The 18,047-nt window shown below is 36.0% G+C and carries 15 protein-coding genes; 7 read left to right on the top strand and 8 right to left on the bottom strand.

The window, feature by feature from the left end; translation table 11 throughout:
* Positions 1–29 precede the first annotated feature (29 nt).
* The 4 genes from SJY30_RS06160 to leuC all read right to left on the bottom strand — a co-directional run bounded on the left by SJY30_RS06160 (position 30) and on the right by leuC (position 4,123).
* Positions 30–377: a four helix bundle protein gene (locus tag SJY30_RS06160; RefSeq protein ID WP_116772333.1), complete on the bottom strand. Its 348-nt coding sequence runs from the start codon at positions 375–377 to the stop codon at positions 30–32.
* Between the two features lie 36 nt (positions 378–413).
* Complete coding sequence (locus SJY30_RS06155) at positions 414–1,931, bottom strand: alpha-isopropylmalate synthase regulatory domain-containing protein (RefSeq protein ID WP_396634703.1); 1,518 nt, start codon at positions 1,929–1,931, stop codon at positions 414–416.
* An 83-nt stretch (positions 1,932–2,014) separates the two neighbouring features.
* Positions 2,015–2,611 carry a 3-isopropylmalate dehydratase small subunit gene (leuD, locus tag SJY30_RS06150; protein WP_036153925.1) on the bottom strand — a complete coding sequence of 199 codons (597 nt, stop codon included), beginning with the start codon at positions 2,609–2,611 and terminating at the stop codon, positions 2,015–2,017.
* 99 nt (positions 2,612–2,710) lie between these two features.
* Positions 2,711–4,123, bottom strand: a complete 1,413-nt coding sequence (leuC, locus tag SJY30_RS06145; protein WP_396634702.1) for a 3-isopropylmalate dehydratase large subunit — start codon at positions 4,121–4,123, stop codon at positions 2,711–2,713.
* Positions 4,124–4,596: 473 nt separating this feature from the next.
* Between leuC and SJY30_RS06140 the strand changes: the two genes are divergently transcribed.
* From SJY30_RS06140 to SJY30_RS06120, 5 genes are read left to right on the top strand one after another with little or no spacing between them, the layout of a single operon-like run.
* Entirely contained in the window at positions 4,597–5,886 is a 1,290-nt protein-coding gene (locus SJY30_RS06140; RefSeq protein ID WP_396634701.1) for an MFS transporter, read from the top strand.
* Between the two features lie 13 nt (positions 5,887–5,899).
* Entirely contained in the window at positions 5,900–7,060 is a 1,161-nt protein-coding gene (locus SJY30_RS06135; RefSeq protein ID WP_396634700.1) for a mandelate racemase/muconate lactonizing enzyme family protein, read from the top strand.
* Positions 7,061–7,064: 4 nt separating this feature from the next.
* Positions 7,065–8,072: a sugar kinase gene (locus tag SJY30_RS06130; protein WP_396634699.1), complete on the top strand. Its 1,008-nt coding sequence runs from the start codon at positions 7,065–7,067 to the stop codon at positions 8,070–8,072.
* Positions 8,069–8,701 (top strand): bifunctional 4-hydroxy-2-oxoglutarate aldolase/2-dehydro-3-deoxy-phosphogluconate aldolase, encoded by a 633-nt coding sequence (locus SJY30_RS06125; protein ID WP_396634698.1) that lies wholly within the window; start codon positions 8,069–8,071, stop codon positions 8,699–8,701. Before SJY30_RS06130 ends, SJY30_RS06125 begins: the two co-directional genes overlap by 4 nt.
* Before the next feature lies 1 nt (position 8,702).
* On the top strand, positions 8,703–9,734 hold the full coding sequence (locus tag SJY30_RS06120; RefSeq protein ID WP_396634697.1) for an SMP-30/gluconolactonase/LRE family protein: 1,032 nt from the start codon (positions 8,703–8,705) through the stop codon (positions 9,732–9,734).
* 2 nt (positions 9,735–9,736) lie between these two features.
* Here SJY30_RS06120 and recG read toward each other — a convergent pair whose 3' ends face one another.
* Positions 9,737–11,842 (bottom strand): ATP-dependent DNA helicase RecG, encoded by a 2,106-nt coding sequence (gene recG / locus SJY30_RS06115; protein ID WP_396634696.1) that lies wholly within the window; start codon positions 11,840–11,842, stop codon positions 9,737–9,739.
* A 186-nt stretch (positions 11,843–12,028) separates the two neighbouring features.
* Between recG and SJY30_RS06110 the strand changes: the two genes are divergently transcribed.
* Positions 12,029–14,098, top strand: a complete 2,070-nt coding sequence (locus SJY30_RS06110; protein ID WP_396634695.1) for a M1 family metallopeptidase — start codon at positions 12,029–12,031, stop codon at positions 14,096–14,098.
* A 2-nt stretch (positions 14,099–14,100) separates the two neighbouring features.
* Complete coding sequence (locus tag SJY30_RS06105; protein ID WP_036153933.1) at positions 14,101–15,015, top strand: patatin family protein; 915 nt, start codon at positions 14,101–14,103, stop codon at positions 15,013–15,015.
* 73 nt (positions 15,016–15,088) lie between these two features.
* Here SJY30_RS06105 and SJY30_RS06100 read toward each other — a convergent pair whose 3' ends face one another.
* The 3 genes from SJY30_RS06100 to SJY30_RS06090 form a co-directional block, all read right to left on the bottom strand.
* Entirely contained in the window at positions 15,089–15,607 is a 519-nt protein-coding gene (locus tag SJY30_RS06100; RefSeq protein ID WP_036153937.1) for a hypothetical protein, read from the bottom strand.
* Positions 15,608–15,689: 82 nt separating this feature from the next.
* Complete coding sequence (locus SJY30_RS06095) at positions 15,690–16,460, bottom strand: hypothetical protein (protein WP_396634694.1); 771 nt, start codon at positions 16,458–16,460, stop codon at positions 15,690–15,692.
* A 25-nt stretch (positions 16,461–16,485) separates the two neighbouring features.
* Positions 16,486–18,042, bottom strand: coding sequence for an FMN-binding glutamate synthase family protein (locus SJY30_RS06090; RefSeq protein ID WP_396634693.1), 1,557 nt, complete (start codon positions 18,040–18,042; stop codon positions 16,486–16,488).
* Between the last annotated feature and the right edge of the window lie 5 nt (positions 18,043–18,047).

The following is an 18,047-nucleotide window of genomic DNA, read 5'->3' as shown; positions in this document are numbered from 1 at the left end:
TAAACGTATATAGTTTAGGCTATTTATAATTATATCTTATTTATTAAACTATTTAAACTTCTTCTTACTTTATTTACTTTATCATGAATGATTAAAAACTCTTCTTCTTGAATATACTTTAGATCTTTTGCTAAAATGGTAAAATATTCTAATTCACTTGCTGACCCTTGAGAAATGATTAAAAAACGTTTAAACTCCGCATCAGATTCTCTTCCGCATCCTTCAGCTATATTTGCTGGAATAGATGAAGAGGCTCTTCTCATTTGACTTGTTAATCCAAAATTTTCATTATTAGGAAAGCTTCTAGTCAATTTATAAATCTCTAAAGTAACTTCATGACCTAATTTCCAAACATTATATTTTTTATAATCTCTCATCAAAAGCGTTTAGCGCTCCGCGTCCAGCGTTCAGCGCTAAATTATATTCAACATTTTTTCGGTAGCTTTAATCGCACTTACCGTTTGGTCAGAATCTAAACCTCTTGATGTAAATTCTTTTCCATCCAATTCCCAAGTAATAACCGTTTCGCATAAAGCATCAGAAGTACTTCCTGGGGGTATTCTTACTGCATAATCCGTCAATTTTGGTAATGCAATTTTCTTGGCTATATATACTTTTTTTAACGCATTCATAAATGCATCATATTGTCCGTCTCCTTGTGCATGTGCTTCAATCACTTTTCCATCAATTTCAACAGATAGGGTAGTGGAAGGCATTAATCCCATAGCATGGGTAAGTACATATGATTTTATAAATACCTTTTGCTTATAATCGGCAGTATCCAAAACATCGGAAATAATAAAAGGGAGGTCATCTTTAGTGACACGTTCTTTTTTATCTCCTAATTCAATAATACGTTCAGTAACTTTTTTTAACTCCTCATTGTTTAAAGTTAAACCAAGTTCCTGCAGGTTTTTCTGTATGTTGGCTTTACCAGACATTTTACCTAATGCATATTTACGTTTTCTACCAAAACGTTCTGGCATTAGGTCACTGAAATACAAATTATTTTTACTGTCGCCATCGGCATGTATACCAGCGGTTTGGGTAAATACATTATCCCCTACAATAGGTTTGTTCGCTGGTATGGTAAATCCCGTAAATGCAGATACCAGTTTACTTACTTTATATAAAGAGGTCTCGTTTACATTAATTTCAACTTCTGGTAGAAAGTCGTTAATAACTGCTACGGCACTTGCCATAGGTGCGTTACCGGCTCTTTCTCCCATTCCGTTCACAGTAAGGTGTAAACCATGGCAGCCAGCTTTTACAGCTTCCAAAATATTGGCAACACCCAAATCATAATCATTATGACCATGAAAATCGAAATGTAAACTTGGATATTTTTGCACTATTTCAGACAAATACGCATATGTTTCGGTGTGCGTTAAAATGCCTAATGTATCTGGTAACAATATTCTTTTTACATGCTGAGTGGATAGAAAATCTAGAAATTCAAATACATATGCTTTGGAATTTCGCATTCCGTTACTCCAATCCTCTAAATAGATATTATTGATAATACCTCTTTCTGTAGCTTGTTTGAAAATATCAGCTATTTCAGAAAAATGTTGCTCGGGAGTTTTCTGTAACTGATACTTTAAATGGTTCATGGAACCTTTGGACAGCAAATTTTGAGAAATAGCTCCAGATTTCTGCATCCAATCCAAGGAAATTCCGCCGTCAACAAAAGTTAATACTTCTACACGTTCTAAATAACCTTTTTCGCCTGCCCATTCGGTAATTTTTTGAACAGCATCTAGCTCTCCATCAGAAACACGAGCAGATGCAATTTCAATTCGGTCTACTTTTAGTTCTTCTAAAAGCAACTTTGCCAAGGTTAGTTTTTCCGATGCAGAAAAGGATACGCCCGAGGTTTGCTCACCATCCCTAAGGGTGGTATCCATTATTTCTAACTTTCTTTTTTTCATGTGTTCTAAATGCCATTTTTTGGTTCTAAAAATGGCATAGGGTTAGTTAACGTAAGTGCTCTGTATTGTTCGGATACTTGAAGTTATAACGGAGTGTTCTCTGCAAAGGTCTCAATATCTTTTTTGATGTTCAACAAGTAGTCGATGTCATCAAAACCGTTAAGCATATTGTTTTTCTTGTAATCGTTGATGTCAAAAGACTCACTTTCACCGGTAGGTAATAAGGTTATCTTTTGCTCTTGAAGATTAATTTCCAACTCAGTAGAAGGATCGGCATCAACAGCATCAAATATTTTCTGTAAAAATGCAGCACTTACTTGTACTGGTAATACACCAATATTTAAACAGTTACCTCTAAAGATATCTGCGAAGAAACTTGAAACTACACATCTGAAACCGTAATCATAAACGGCCCAAGCAGCATGCTCACGAGATGAACCTGAGCCAAAGTTTTTGCCACCTACTAATATTTTTCCGCTGAATTTATCTTGGTTCAAAACAAAATCTTCTTTCAAGGTATTGTCTTGATTGTAACGCCAATCTCTAAATAGGTTGTCGCCAAAACCAACACGCTCAGTTGCCTTTAAAAATCGTGCAGGTATGATTTGATCTGTATCTACGTTTTCTATTGGTAAAGGAACCGCAGTTGAAGTTAATATGTCGAATTTATCGTATGCCATTTTTTATAGCTTTTTGCTTTTGGCGTTTTGCCATTAGCTTGTATTATTATAATTGTTACTGTGCTAAAAGCCAGCGGCTAATAGCGAAAGGCAAACTTGTTACACAAGTTCTACCATTAATTCTCTTGGGTCGGTTACTTTACCTGTAACGGCAGCTGCAGCAGCAACTAACGGACTAGCCAATAAGGTTCTAGAACCAGGTCCTTGTCTACCTTCAAAGTTTCTGTTCGATGTACTTACCGCTAATTTACCTGCCGGTACCTTGTCGTCGTTCATTGCCAAACAAGCAGAACATCCAGGCTCACGAAGCTCAAAGCCAGATTCAGTTAAAATATCAAGGATTCCTTCTTCTTTAATAGCTGATTCAACCTTATGCGATCCCGGTACCAACCATGCCGTAACATTGTCAGCCTTTTTTCTTCCTTTTACAATTGAAGCAAATGCTCTAAAATCTTCTATACGACCATTGGTACAACTTCCAAGAAAAACAAAATCAATTGGTTTACCCATCATACTATCACCTTCATTGAAATCCATATACTTCAATGATTTTTGATATGTAGTAGCACCACCTTGTACAGCATCTGCCATAGGTATGTCATTAGAAATTCCCATTCCCATACCAGGGTTGGTACCATAGGTGATCATAGGTTCAATAAGCGAACCGTTAAAAGTCAATTCCTTATCAAAAATGGCGTCTTCATCTGTATATAAGGTTTCCCAATATGCCATTGCTTTATCCCAATCTGCACCTTTTGGAGTAAACTCACGCCCTTTTACATATTCAAATGTTTTTTCATCAGGAGCTATCATACCACCACGGGCACCCATTTCTATACTTAGGTTACAAACCGTCATACGACCTTCCATACTCATCTCTCTAAAGATTTCACCTGCATACTCAACAAAGTATCCTGTTGCTCCAGAAGTGGTTAATTGAGAGATGATAAATAGAGCAACATCTTTAGGAGTCACCCCTTTGCTCATTTTACCGTTAATATTGATACGCATTCTCTTTGGCTTAGGCTGCATAATACATTGTGTAGCCAATACCATCTCAACTTCAGAAGTACCAATACCAAAAGCTATAGCGCCAAAAGCACCATGTGTAGAAGTATGTGAATCTCCACAAACAATAGTAGCACCTGGTTGGGTAATACCATATTCAGGTCCTACAACGTGTACAATACCATTTTTTGCATGTCCTAATCCCCAATAAGAAATACCATATTCATTGGCATTTTCTTCTAACATTCTTAACTGGTTTGCTGAAAGTGGATCTGCAACCGGTAAATGTTGGTTAATAGTAGGAGTGTTATGGTCAGCTGTTGCAAAAGTTTTTTCAGGGTGCATCACAGGTATATTTCTGTTCTTAATACCTAGAAAAGCAACAGGACTTGTTACTTCATGAACCATGTGTCTGTCAATGAACAGTACATCTGGACCATCTTGTATTTTATGTACTACGTGGGAATCCCACACTTTGTCAAATAATGTTTTTGTTGCGCTCATATTCTTTCTAATGTAAGTACGACAAATCTATTAAAAACAAGGGCTTTTTAGAAATTAACACTCTTGAAAATTACGATGTTCAACGGGAAAGTTGTGATATTTTAATGAATTTTTAAGGACGATATAAAATTTCTGGAAGTCAATCGATTACCTGTTTAAATATTTTGAAAAACACATTTACTACTGATAAAAACTCAATTCTTTCCTTTGGTTGATCATATTGTCAATAATTTTAACATTGTCTAGTTAATGTGTAGTTTTAATTGGTCATGTGCTTTCGTTGTCTATGCATTTTAATATTTCTTCATCTTATTATGTGGTAATTTTTACATGTCCATATTATAATTTGATTTTCTATAGTCTATTGGCGATAAGTTTAGATTAAATTATTCAAAAAAATGTGATGATAGCATAATGGTCAAAGCTTGCATTAAAGTCATTATTCGTAATATCAAATGATTAAAATTCAATAAATGATAGAAAAAAATACAAAAAAGCGATATAACATTCTGGCTATGGTATTCTTTACCGTAGTTATAAATTATTTAGATCGTAGCAATATTTCAGTAGCCGCTTTTGCACTTAGTGATGAGTTGGACTTAAGTACTGTTCAAATGGGGTATATTTTTTCTGCATTTGCGTGGACATATGCTATTTTACAAATACCTGGCGGTATTATGGCAGATAAAATAAAAACGCGATTGTTATATCCCGTTCTTATGGTATTTTGGTCTATTGCCACGCTTATACAAGGTGCCGCCAACTCATTTTTATTATTAATAGGGTTAAGGGCAAGTATTGGTATTTTTGAGGCACCCTCTTATCCTATTAATAATTTAATCGTTACTCGTTGGTTTCCTGATAATGAAAGAGCTTCGGCAATTGCGGTCTATACTTCTGGTCAATATTTAGGCTTAGCTTTCTTGACTCCGGTTTTAACTTGGATTCAATCTGAAATGGGATGGAGAGGCTTGTTTATTGTAAGTGGTATCATAGGTTTGGTTTGGGCATTGGTATGGTATCTTTTTTATAGAGATCCAAAGGATCACAAAACGATAAGTTCAAAGGAATTAAAACATATAGCCGAAGGTGGCGGACTTATTAATTTAAAATCGGATATAGAGAAAGAGCCGAAAGAGAAATTTGAAATGTCAGATTTGCTGCAGGTTTTCAAATACAGAAAGCTATGGGGTATTTATATAGGTCAATTTTGTTTGGGTGCCACCGCTATCTTTTTTCTTACCTGGTTCCCTACATATTTAGTGAAATATAGAGGTCTAGACTTTTTACAATCGGGCTTTTTGGCTTCTATACCATTTTTGGCTGCATTTGCAGGGATTCTACTTTCAGGGTTTAGTTCAGATTATTTAGTAAAGAAAGGATATAGTAATGAAATTGCTAGAAAAGGTCCAATTGTTATAGGTATGTTGTTATCCACCGCAATTATTGGTGCCAATTATACGGAAGACAATACGTTGGTTATTTTGTTTTTGACCATCGCTTTCTTTGGTAATGGTTTGGCTAGTATTGCATGGGTGTTCGTTTCGTTAATGGCGCCTAAAAATTTAATAGGGCTTACGGGCGGAGCGTTCAATTTTATTGGTGGACTTTCTGCAGTCGTTGTGCCTGTTGTTATTGGTTATTTAGTGAAGGATGGGGACTTTAAGCCTGCTTTGTTTTTTATTGGAGGAGTTGCTTTTTTAGGATTCTTCTGCTACACTTTTGTTATTGGCAAGGTCGAAAGGATTGTGCCAAAATCTTAAATGAATTTATACGATGAAAATTATTGATATTAAAACATTCCCTATTAATGTAGGTGCCGGTATACAGCTGGTAATTAAAGTTGAGACCGATGAAAATATTTTTGGTTGGGGCGCATCTGGACTTTCAGGAAGAGAGCTTGCCGTTGTTGGTGCCATTCAGCATTTTAAAACATTTTTAATAGGTAGAGACCCAAGGCAAATTGGTGCGTTGTGGCAAGAAATGTACCGTGGGCAATATTTTGAGGGAGGTCGTGTTTTAACGGCCGCCATTTCTGCAATTGATATTGCACTTCATGATGTTAAAAGTAAAGTGTTGAATGTGCCCATTTATGATCTTTTAGGTGGAAAACAACGTGATTATGTGGAGTGTTTTGCCTCGGTTCGTTTCGCTACCAAAGAAGAACTGTTAGACTATTCTAGAACTTTGGTAAAAGAGGGATGGAAAATGTTGCGTTTGGCTCCGGCGGAGTTTGAATCACAGAAAGAACCAGGTATTTTTGAACCAAGGGTTTCCATAGCACTTCTAGCTGATTGGGTTACTACATTACGAAAGGAAATAGGACCCGAAATTACAATGGGTATTGATTACCATACAAGACTTTCTATACCAGAAACCTATTCGTTTATCCAAAGAATGCCAAAAGGTACTCTGGACTTTATTGAAGAACCTATTAGAGACGAAAACCCAGAAGCTTACAAAAGCCTGCGCCAAATGATAGACGTACCCTTTGCAATAGGCGAAGAGTTTTCGAGCAAATGGCAGTTTATGCCTTTTATTGAACAAAATATAACGCAGTTTGCACGTATAGATGTCTGTAACGTTGGCGGTTTAACAGAGGCAAAAAAGGTAGCTGCAATGGCAGAAACCCATTACATAGATTTAATGCCGCATAATCCATTAGGGCCAATATGTACCGCTGCTACTATACAACTAGCGGCTTCGTGCCCTAATTTTAGTTGGTTGGAAGAAATAAATACACCTGCTCAGCAAATGGGCACAAATGCAACTGAATTTTATCCTGTGCAACCTATGCTAGAAGGACCTCGCTACAAGGTGTCTGATTTACCTGGCCTTGGTGTCGATTTTAATGAAGAATTGGCACTTTCTAAAGAATTTATACCTGTAGATATTCCTACATTAAGAAGAAATGACGGGTCATTAACAAATTGGTAAACAAATGAGCTTTATAACTTTTGGAGAAATAATGTTGCGGTTAACGCCCAAAGACCACGGACAGAAAATAAATTCTTCCAACAATTTTAATGTCAATTATGCCGGTTCTGAGTCTAATGTGGCTAGCGCTTTAGGTGTTTTAAATAACAATGTTGATTTCGTTTCCAAGCTACCCGTCAATCAATTGGGTGATGCTGCGGTTAAGAATTTACAGGGTTTTGGTGTACAAACAAGTTTTGTTGTCCGTGGCGGCAAAAGAATTGGAACCTATTTTATCGAGATTGGCGACTCTATTAGACCATCAAGTGTTATTTATGATAGGGCAGACTCCGCCATTAGTACAATTTTGGAAGGGGAGTTTAAATGGAAAGAAATCCTCAAGAATAAAAAATGGCTCTTCCTTTCTGGTATAACCCCCGTACTTAGTGAGCAATGTGCTTTGGAGACTATAAACGCTGCAAAAACAGCCAATGAAATGGGAGTAAAAGTTGCTTTTGACATGAATTATAGAAGGTCTTTGTGGAATTCTAATAAAGATGCACAGGTCATATTCAATAAAATTCTTGAAAATACCGATTTGCTTTTTGGTAATGCAGGTGTTCTAAAAGATGTATATGAAATGAATTTTAGTGGTGATAGTGCTGAAGAAAAGACTATAGACGCTATTAAAAAAGGGAAAAAAGAGTTTGGTGTTAAACAATTGGCTTTTACCATTAGAGATCATAGTTCTGCGAGCGAAAATGAGCTTTCGGGTGTGTTTTTAAATGATAATGATTTATCGGTCTCAAAGGCGATAAAAGTTAAAATAACCGATCGCTTTGGTACTGGAGATGCCTTTGCTGCAGCGTGTTTACATAGTATTGATAAAGGTTATACTAATCAACAAATTATAGATTTCTCCACTGCGGCTTTTGCATTGAAGCATACGATAAAGGGAGATCAGCACACAAGTTCAGAAAATGAAATTAAATCAATAATGGAAGGTAATATTTCCGGACACGTTTTACGATGAATAGAAAAGAAATAGTAGCTAGAATCAAGAATGAAAAAATAGTCGCCATTTTACGCACAAAGAATCAGGCAGATGTTTCAAAGGTGGTTAAGATAGTTTTGGAAACCGGGGTAAATGTGCTAGAAATTACCTCTAACACTCCAGGGTTTTTAGAAGAAATTACGAATGCACGTGCACTATATCCCGATAAAATTATTGGTATTGGTACCGCGATTAATGTAGCTATTGCAGAAAAAGCCATTGCTGCAGGAGCGCAGTTTTTGGTCACCCCAAATACAAATGTTGATGTTATTGCTTTGGGTCATGAACACAATGTACCTGTATTAATGGGTGCCATGACACCTTCTGAAGTATGTATAGCGCATGAAAATGGGGCAGATGTGGTAAAACTTTTTCCTGCTGGGGCTATGGGTCTCAATTTTTTTAAAGCATTAAGGGCTCCTTTGGATCACATAGACTATTTTGCAGTTGGTGGTATAAACCCAAATAACGCTGCAGATTGGTTTAAGGCTGGAGCATCTGGTATTGGTTACGGTTGTGTAGTAAACGACGCAAAGACAGGCATGATAGATTTTGAGTCAACCAAAAAAATGTCTGAAGATTTTTTAATCAAGGCAAAGGCTCATTGATATGATAAAAAATAGTCTGTTTCTACTAATTTTATTTGCTTTAATTTCTTGTAAAGAAATAAAAACTAAGAATACCGATGTGGTAAATACTGTTTCCTCTAAATTTTCAGTTGAAATATTAGATGAAGAAGCGTTACAGATTTTAAATCCTGAATCTTCTTTGCAAATTGTGGCGAGTGGCTTTGATTGGGTAGAGGGACCTTTGTGGATAGAAAACGGACAGTATCTTCTGTTTTCTGATATTCCGCAGAACAAGGTCTATAAATTAAATGACAAGAACGATACGGTAACGTTTTTAAAGCCTTCTGGCTATGATGTTCAAAATTATACGGGTAAGGGCTCTGGGTCTAACGGCTTACTACTGAACCCTGGTGGACAATTGGTTCTAATGCAGCAAGGAGAAAGACGTGTAGGTGTTATGAAATCATTATTGAACGACCCAAGACCACAATACAGTTCTCTAGTGAGTGAATACGAGGGTAAAAGGTTGAATAGCCCTAATGATGGCATATACGATGATGACGGCAATCTCTATTTTACAGACCCACCATATGGACTAGAAAATTTAATTGATGATAAGAATAAGCAGTTGGATTTTCAAGGTGTTTATTGCCTTTTGAAAACTGGCGAACTCCTACTTTTGGATAAAGAGTTGAGCTACCCTAACGGAATTACGCTTTCTCCTGATAATAAAACACTTTACGTAGCGGTCTCAGATGAAAAAGTGGGTGGTGCATGGTACCAATATAATTTAGAGGCTCCTGGCAAGGTAGCGGAAAAGAAACCATTTTATAATGTTGAGCACCTTTTGGGCAAACCAAATGAGCAAGGACTTCCGGATGGTATGAAAACCAATAGCAAAGGTTATGTTTTTGCCACAGGACCAGGTGGCTTGTGGATTTTTACTAAAGAGGCAAAACCCATAGCTAAAATACGAACAGGTCTTTTAACTTCAAATTGTGCATTAACCGCTAATGAAAAGCGTTTGTTTTTAACGGCCGATGACTATATATTGGCTTTAGATTTAAAATAGAACTAACTAATATACGTCCAAATATTCTTGTGTTTCACTAATTGGGCATACATATGTCTAATAATTAGATTCTCTGGTTTACTTAATGAAGGGTCTTCTTTTAGAAGCTGTAAGGCGTAGAAGCGAGCAGATTTTAGAATATCATTATCCTTAACGATATCAGCTATTTTTAAACTAAGCAATCCGCTTTGTTGCGTACCCATAATATCTCCGGGTCCACGTAGTTTTAGATCTACTTCTGCAATTTCAAAGCCGTCATTGGTGGCGACCATGGTCTCTAATCTAGTTTTTGAATCACTAGATAGTTTATGGCTCGTCATTAGAATGCAAAAACTTTGATCTGCCCCACGACCAACACGACCACGTAACTGATGTAATTGTGATAGACCAAAACGTTCGGCACTTTCAATAATCATTACCGATGCATTAGGTACGTTGACACCAACTTCTATAACCGTTGTGGCTACCATAATTTGAGTTTCGCCCTGTACAAAACGGTTCATTTCAAACTCCTTGTCCGCCGGTTTCATTTGCCCGTGAACAATAGAAATCTGATATTTAGGCTGAGGAAAGTCGCGGGCAATACTCTCATAACCATCCATTAAATCTTTATAGTCCATAGCTTCAGACTCTTGAATTAATGGGTACACCACATATATTTGTCTGCCTTTTTCAATTTCATCACGTATAAAACGAAAAACCTTTAATCGGTTTCCGTCATATCTATGTACGGTTTTAATGGGCTTACGACCAGGTGGTAATTCGTCAATTATAGAGATATCCAGATCACCGTATAAACTCATGGCCAAAGTTCTAGGTATGGGTGTTGCGGTCATTACTAATATATGTGGCGGAAATTCATTTTTATGCCACAATTTAGAACGCTGAGCTACACCAAAACGGTGCTGCTCATCAATAATCGCTATTCCTAAATTCTTGTATTTTACTTTATCTTCTAAAAGGGCATGAGTGCCAATAAGTATGTTGAGCTCTCCATTTTCTAACTGTTCGTGAATTGGTTTACGAGCCGATTTCTTTACCGAACCAGTAAGTAAGGCGCAGGTAATCTCCGTTCCTTCTAGTAATTCAGATATGCCTTGAAAATGTTGATTGGCTAGAATTTCCGTTGGCGCCATTAAACAAGCTTGAAATCCATTATCGATTGCTAACAACATGGTCATAACGGCAACAATGGTTTTTCCTGACCCTACATCACCTTGTAATAAACGGTTCATTTGGGCATTGCTGCCCAGATCTGATCGTATTTCTTTGATTACCCGTTTCTGTGCTCCGGTAAGCTCAAAAGGCAATTTATTATTGTAAAAATCCTTAAAATACTCGCCAACTTCACTAAACGGAAAACCTTTGATCTTTTTCTTTCTAGAAACGTTTTTGCCAATAAGCTGTAATTGTATGTAAAAAAGTTCTTCGAACTTTAATCTCCATTGCGCTTTTGCCAATAATTCCTGACTTTTAGGAAAGTGAATATTGAACATGGCTTCGCTCTTGTTTATGAGTTTGAGGTCGTGCAGTAATTTATCTGATAAGCTTTCGGTGAATTTTCCGTTGATTTCTATAAAAAGCTGTTGCATCAGTTTACTGATAACTTTATTGGTGATGCCTTTATTACTTAGCTTTTCAGTAGATGAGTAAACGGGTTGCATATATACCTTAGTACCTTGTTCATGTGCTTTCAATGGTTCCATCTCTGGGTGTGGCATTGAAAATGTACCGTTGTACCAATTACATTTTCCAAAAATGACATAGGGTACATTTAGTTTTAAGTTCTCTCGTAACCACTTCTGACCACGAAACCAAACCAATTCTATTTCCCCGGTATCATCTTTAAAACGGGCTACTAAACGAGAACCTCTTTTTTGTTCTACTGTTTTTAAATGAACTATTTTGCCAACTATCTGAACATCTGCACTGCTACGTTGTAATTGACTTATTTTATAATATTGGGTTTTGTCAATGTAACGGTTAGGGAAAAGATTCAGCAAATCTTGGTAGGTGCTTATCCCTAATTCGGACTTTAAGGTTTCTGCCCTGTTTGGACCAACACCTTTTAAGTACACTACGGGAGTTTGCAGGAAGTTTGCGTTCATGGCACTAAAATAGGGATAAGCCCCTTAATCCCCAAAGGGGAAAATATCATTACTGCTCTTGTAAATATGGTTCTCATGGTAACTAGCGAAATAAGTGTTGTTTAGCATCACATTCAATTCAGGTAAAGGTTAGGGAAGTGCTCCCCAAAACATTAAATTTGAAATGTTATTTGTTTGGTAAGCTGTATGAAGAAATTAATTTTCACCCTTTTTATATTTTTATCCCTCTATGCTTTTGGGCAACATCAAGATAAAGTAGACTTTATTAAAGCTAAGGTTTACCTAAGCCCAGTACTTAAAGAAAAAACGATTAAAGGTGGCGTAATCTATCGTTTTAATGTGTTACAAAATGTTGACTCTATATTTCTTGATGCAAAGAATATGGATTTTTCAAAAGTAGAACTTGACGGAAAAGAGATGGATTTTAATGCCACAAAAAAGATCATTTCCATTCAAAATAAATTTGAAAAGGGAGCATCGCATAAACTGTTTCTTGAGTATGTGGCAAAACCCAAACAAACGGTCTATTTTATTGGTTGGGATGATGATGTAGAAGGCAATGAGCAGATATGGACGCAAGGGCAAGGAAAATACACTAGCCATTGGCTTCCTAGTTTTGATGACATGGAAGAAAAAATAGAATTTGATCTTACTATTGAAGCCGATAAAAAATATCAAGTCATTGCGAATGGTAATCTACTTTTAAAAACTAACAATGATGAAGAAGACCCTATTTGGATATTTGACATGAAAAAACCAATGAGTAGTTATTTGTTGGCATTTGCAATGGGTAATTATGACAAACAAGTATTGACATCTGAAAGCGGTGTAAGCATTGAAAACTATTATTATCCTAATGATAGTCTAAAAGTGGAACCCACGTTTAGATACACAAAACGGATATTTGATTTTTTAGAAAATGAGATAGGTGTCGCTTATCCTTGGCAGAATTATAAGCAAGTGCCGGTACATGATTTTTTATATGCAGGTATGGAAAATACAAGTGCTACTTTTTTCTCTGACGCTTATGTCATTGATTCCATTTCGTTTATTGATAGAAATTATGTGAATATCAATGCTCATGAGCTAGCACACCAATGGTTTGGTAATTTGGTTACCGAAAAGAACAGCGAGCATCATTGGTTGCATGAGGGTTTTGCTACCTATTATGCCTATTTGGCTGAAAAAGATGTCTTCGGGGACGATTATTTTTATTGGAAGTTATTTGATACAGCAAAAGTATTAAGTGAGATTTCAGAAAATGGAGAGGGGCAGAGCTTGCTTAACCCAAAGGCTAGTAGTCTTACCTTTTATGAAAAAGGGGCTTGGGCTTTAGCTATATTGAGAGAAGAAATAGGGGACTCCGCATTTAAAGAAGGAATAAAAACATACCTGAATAAATATAAGTACCAAAATGTGACTGTTGCTAATTTTATTGCTGTAATGGAGGAAACCAGCAATTATGATTTAAGTGATTTTAAAGCTATTTGGTTAGAAGGAGACGTATTTCCAATTGATGCTGCGAAAGATTATTTAATGAAAAATAGTTCATCATTAAGAATGTATTATGTCTTAAAACATGATGATGAGAAAAATTTTAATTCCCCTGAAATTTTAAAGAATTCAGAATTAGCTACGGAATTGAAGTTAGAATTGCTTCAACAAAAAGGTGATTTTCCTGAATTAGAACTTTTGCCTTTAATTGCTAGTGAAGATATCAGAATACGGCAATTTGCAGCACAGAAAATGGGAAAAATTTCTGAGGAGCTAAAAGAATTTACAGAGCCACTATTGTTAGATAATAGTTATATAACCAATGAGTTAATGCTTTATAATCTATGGTCCAGTTTTGATTATGATAGAATTACTTATTTAGAAAAAACTAAAGACATAATTGGTTTGCCAAATAAGAATGTGCGTTTACTTTGGTTAACATTAGCATTGTTTACGCCAGATTATAGACCTACGGAGAATGTTTACTTTCATCGCGAGCTTGTTGGTTATACAAGCCCTATTTATAATACAGAAGTACGGCAAACAGCGTTTCAATATTTATCTGAAATTCAGGCTTTAAATAACGATGCTTATATTAATTTGATAAAGGCGACCAATCATCATTCTTGGCAGTTTAGAAATTATGCCAGAAAGTTATTTGATGCAGTTTGGAGCGACCAAGAAAAGAAAAAAGAAATTGAAAAGATTGTAAATCAACTAAATTCATCAGATTTGCGTTATCTTAAAACGAAATTAAATTAATAATGAAAGCATTAGTTATTTCTGGTGGTGGTAGTAAAGGTGCCTTTGCTGGTGGCGTTGCCCAATACCTTATTCAAGAAGAAGGGAGAAAGTATGATATTTTTGTAGGTACTTCTACCGGTAGTCTACTTATCTCTCATTTGGCACTAGGCAAGCTAGATAAAATCAAAGAAATATATTCTAATGTCAATCAGAAAAGTATTTTTAACAACTGTCCGTTTTTAGTTAAGAATATTCGTGGTAATGAAGAAATTTCAATTAATCATTGGAATGTTTTTAGAAATTTCATGACTGGAAAAAAGACTTTTGGCGAAAGTGAAAACCTGCGTAAACTAATAGAAAACAGTTTAACTATTGAGGAATTTGAAACCTTAAAGAACGGGGATTCAGATGTTGTTATTACTGTTTCTAATCTGTCATTAAATCAAGTAGAGTATAAATCTATTAAAGATTGCACTTATGAAGACTATTGCGATTGGATTTGGATTTCAGCCAACTATACACCGTTCATGAGTTTGGTACGTAAAAACTATTGTGAGTATGCTGATGGTGGTTTAGGTAGTATTGTGCCCATTGAAGAAGCTATAAAAAGGGGTGCGACAGAAGTAGATGTGGTGGTTTTACATACTGAAGTTAATTATATGAACAGGGTAGCCTCGCGTAATCCATTTGAGCTGATTACTACTATGATGAGTTTTATTTTAGATAGAATAGAACATCAGAATATTAGAATAGGAAAATTAGTTGCCAATCAAAAAAATGCAATTATCAACTTGTTTTATACACCTACAATTTTAACAACCAATTCTTTGATATTCGACAAAGCAAAAATGACACTGTGGTGGAAGAGAGGGTATTTGTATGCAAAGAATAAGAACGAAGAAACAAATCCTATAGAACCAAATGAGCATGAATAATGCTTTTACAAGTACAAACAAAAAATGCTTTCCATCTGGAAAGCATTTTTTTTATTTCATTAAATTTTTAATTCTACCATAAATCGCCAATCTCTCTTTTTACAAAAGATAGTGCAGTAGCTGAGGGTGATGTTTTATCCATAGTTTCATTCAAAATATCTTCCCTTAATTTATCTGCAGTTTCAGTATTGCTCATTGCTGCTTTTCTAATCATTTGAATAGTGGCGCTTTTTGCCGCTTTAATTACGTTCCAGCATTCATCTGTCATATAGATTTGCTGAGAAAGGTTGTGGTCAAATTCCGTTTCAACACTTTTGATCAACAAATTTTCATAGGCGTTTTTGTCATCACTTTGTGGTGATACACGAACTACCAAACTTGGTATTGCAATACGTTCTAAGAATAAGGCCATTCTTTCGTATGCTTGTAAACGCACCGGTAATGTATCTTTCTGAGAATCTTTATGTAAAAGAAAACGTCTTCTTCCTTCTTCATTATTAGTGTGCATTCTAAAGAAATAGAAGGCAATGGCACCTGTAACGACAGAAGGTATCAAATAAGCGAAAAGTTGAAAAATTTGGTCGGAGTTCATTTTTTAATTAGTTATTATTTACGAAATAAGAACGTCCAAATTTCTCAATTAGTATAGTGGTTTATCGATGAAATACTTAAAATTAGTTTTTAGCGTCTCCCTTCGCCATATCATAAAATGCTTTATAATCCGGTTGAAACTTTATTTGTAACGATTCTCGTAAGCCGCCATCTTCACCAACTGCAACAATTCGTTCTCCATTTACACCAAAATCTTTAATTAAAATGCTGGCAATAGCAGTAGCTTGCTGCAATGCTACATTCATTTCACCAGTAATATTCAGGCTTGCAACCGTTATGACACTTTTAGGGTTTGCATTTGCAACTTTGGCTACATTCTCTATCCACGTTCTAGATTCGCCTGAAGGATTAATACCCACACCATCTGTAAAGAAAAAGTCTAATTTTTCTGAGATGACTACAGAACCGTCGGTTACACCAACTTTTACATTCTCGCCAAGTACTTGTTTTGCATTTGTCAATATCACCACTGCAGTAGAGTCATTACTGGCTACGGCATCGGTTACACCCTTTAGCTGCTTTTCTTTTCGTTCTAAAACAGCCATGGTCTTATTGATATTTTCTGAATTCTGACTAGACAATGCCGCAAAACTGTTTAAGTTTTTCATTAATGTAGCATTCGCGTCTTGTAATTCCGTTACTTGAGATTGGTATTCATCCGAGCGTTGGTTCGCCAATTTCTCGTTACGTTGAGATGTGCTTACCATTTTAGAAATAGAATCTAGTTTAAATTTCAATTCTTGATTTTGCTCTATCAATTCACTTTTTTTCTGAGCTTGAACTGTGTTTATTCCTATAAAAAATAAAGTAGAACATATAAGAAATCGTTTCATATTAAAATGCATTAAATAGGTTAATCTATATTTTGCCGCCAAGATACGAACAGTCTTTTAAATCTTGTACACTTGTAAACGGTACTTTCGCTTTATTATAGCCGTACGTAGAAGCTAAACTTTTATTTAGGTCATTGTCATCTACGTTTACTTGAACATCGTCCATAGTAAATTGACTGGGGTGCTCATAACCTGCGGCATGAGTGATCTCTAAAAATTCTTTTCTGAATGTGCTGAAATATTGTGCCAATCTGTCTGATTTTAAAGGTACATTTATACCTTTTTGCAACCATTTACTTTGTGTAGCAATACCTGTAGGGCACGTATTATTATGGCAAACTTGTGCTTGTATACAGCCAATACTCATCATGGCTTCACGAGCAACATTAATACAATCTACACCCATAGCAAATGCCATTGCTGCTTTTGCGGGAAAGCCTAATTTACCAGATCCAATAAATACGATACGTTCTGTAAGTTTTCTGTTCAAGAATACTCTGTATAGACTAGAGAAGCCATATACCCAAGGCAAAGAGACGTGATCGGCAAATGATGGAGGAGCGGCACCGGTACCACCTTCACCACCATCTACGGTAATAAAATCTGGACCTTTTCCCGTTTCTAACATGAGATCGGCCAATTCTTCCCATTGGTCTAATTTTCCAATAGCACCTTTAATACCCACTGGTAAGCCTGTTTCGTTAGCGATATCTTCAATAAGTGCCATTAGCTCCTTTACATTAGAAAAGGCTTTGTGTGTTGAGGGTGATAAAACATCTTTACCTACTTCTACACCTCTAATTTCTGCAAGCTCAGGGGTAATTTTTGCTCCTGGCAAAACACCGCCTTTTCCTGGTTTTGCTCCTTGAGATAACTTAATTTCAATTGCTTTGATACACGGATTTTCTTCTACCAGTTTTTTCATTTTCTCCATAGAGAAATTGCCATCTTTAGTTCTTACACCAAAATAGCCAGTACCAAAATGAAATACGATATCGCCACCGTGTTTGTGATATGGCGATAAACCGCCCTCACCTGTATTATGATATGCACCTGATTTTTGAACACCCTTGTTCATTGCTTCTACTGCAGCTGCAGATAAAGAACCAAAACTCATGGCAGATACATTCACTACACTGCTAGGTCTAAAAGGTTTTCTACGCTTGTTGTGCTCACCCATAACTTTTGCACAGGGTATAAAATTGGGTTCTGCTTCGTTTGGGTGGCCTGCAGGAACTTGGTAACCCATCATTCTGTTCTTAACGAAAATATGCTGATGTGCATACAAATCTCTGTCAGAACCAAAACCTTCGTAATTATTTTCCTTTTTTGCAGAAGCGTAAATCCAACCTCTTTCTATTCTATTAAAAGGTAGCTCTTCTCTATTATTGGCAACAAAATACTGACGCATTTCCGGACCGATACTTTCTAGCCAATAACGCAAATGACCAACAACGGGGAAGTTGTGTTTTATGGTGTGCCGTTTCTGAATAAAAATATCATAGATAGCAACAATGAAAAGAAACAAAAAAATCCAAGTCCACCATGGTAGACTTGGAATAGCATTTAAAAAATCGTTCATCAAAA

It is taken from the genome of Maribacter sp. R86514 (genome assembly GCF_044597005.1).
GTDB lineage: Bacteria > Bacteroidota > Bacteroidia > Flavobacteriales > Flavobacteriaceae > Maribacter.
The sequence above is the reverse complement of the archived record's forward strand: the minus strand, read 5'-3'. Positions and strand labels throughout refer to the sequence as shown.

What these genes read in the sequence shown, in the direction of transcription:
- SJY30_RS06135 (WP_396634700.1), top strand. Translation starts at nt 5,900, where the DNA reads ATGAAAATTATTGATATTAAAACATTCCCTATTAATGTAGGTGCCGGT.
- SJY30_RS06160 (WP_116772333.1), bottom strand. Translation starts at nt 377, where the DNA reads ATGAGAGATTATAAAAAATATAATGTTTGGAAATTAGGTCATGAAGTT.
- SJY30_RS06105 (WP_036153933.1), top strand. Translation starts at nt 14,101, where the DNA reads ATGAAAGCATTAGTTATTTCTGGTGGTGGTAGTAAAGGTGCCTTTGCT.
- SJY30_RS06140 (WP_396634701.1), top strand. Translation starts at nt 4,597, where the DNA reads ATGATAGAAAAAAATACAAAAAAGCGATATAACATTCTGGCTATGGTA.
- leuC (WP_396634702.1), bottom strand. Translation starts at nt 4,123, where the DNA reads ATGAGCGCAACAAAAACATTATTTGACAAAGTGTGGGATTCCCACGTA.
- SJY30_RS06090 (WP_396634693.1), bottom strand. Translation starts at nt 18,042, where the DNA reads ATGAACGATTTTTTAAATGCTATTCCAAGTCTACCATGGTGGACTTGG.
- recG (WP_396634696.1), bottom strand. Translation starts at nt 11,842, where the DNA reads ATGAACGCAAACTTCCTGCAAACTCCCGTAGTGTACTTAAAAGGTGTT.
- SJY30_RS06155 (WP_396634703.1), bottom strand. Translation starts at nt 1,931, where the DNA reads ATGAAAAAAAGAAAGTTAGAAATAATGGATACCACCCTTAGGGATGGT.
- leuD (WP_036153925.1), bottom strand. Translation starts at nt 2,611, where the DNA reads ATGGCATACGATAAATTCGACATATTAACTTCAACTGCGGTTCCTTTA.
- SJY30_RS06120 (WP_396634697.1), top strand. Translation starts at nt 8,703, where the DNA reads ATGATAAAAAATAGTCTGTTTCTACTAATTTTATTTGCTTTAATTTCT.
- SJY30_RS06095 (WP_396634694.1), bottom strand. Translation starts at nt 16,460, where the DNA reads ATGAAACGATTTCTTATATGTTCTACTTTATTTTTTATAGGAATAAAC.
- SJY30_RS06130 (WP_396634699.1), top strand. Translation starts at nt 7,065, where the DNA reads ATGAGCTTTATAACTTTTGGAGAAATAATGTTGCGGTTAACGCCCAAA.
- SJY30_RS06110 (WP_396634695.1), top strand. Translation starts at nt 12,029, where the DNA reads ATGAAGAAATTAATTTTCACCCTTTTTATATTTTTATCCCTCTATGCT.
- SJY30_RS06125 (WP_396634698.1), top strand. Translation starts at nt 8,069, where the DNA reads ATGAATAGAAAAGAAATAGTAGCTAGAATCAAGAATGAAAAAATAGTC.
- SJY30_RS06100 (WP_036153937.1), bottom strand. Translation starts at nt 15,607, where the DNA reads ATGAACTCCGACCAAATTTTTCAACTTTTCGCTTATTTGATACCTTCT.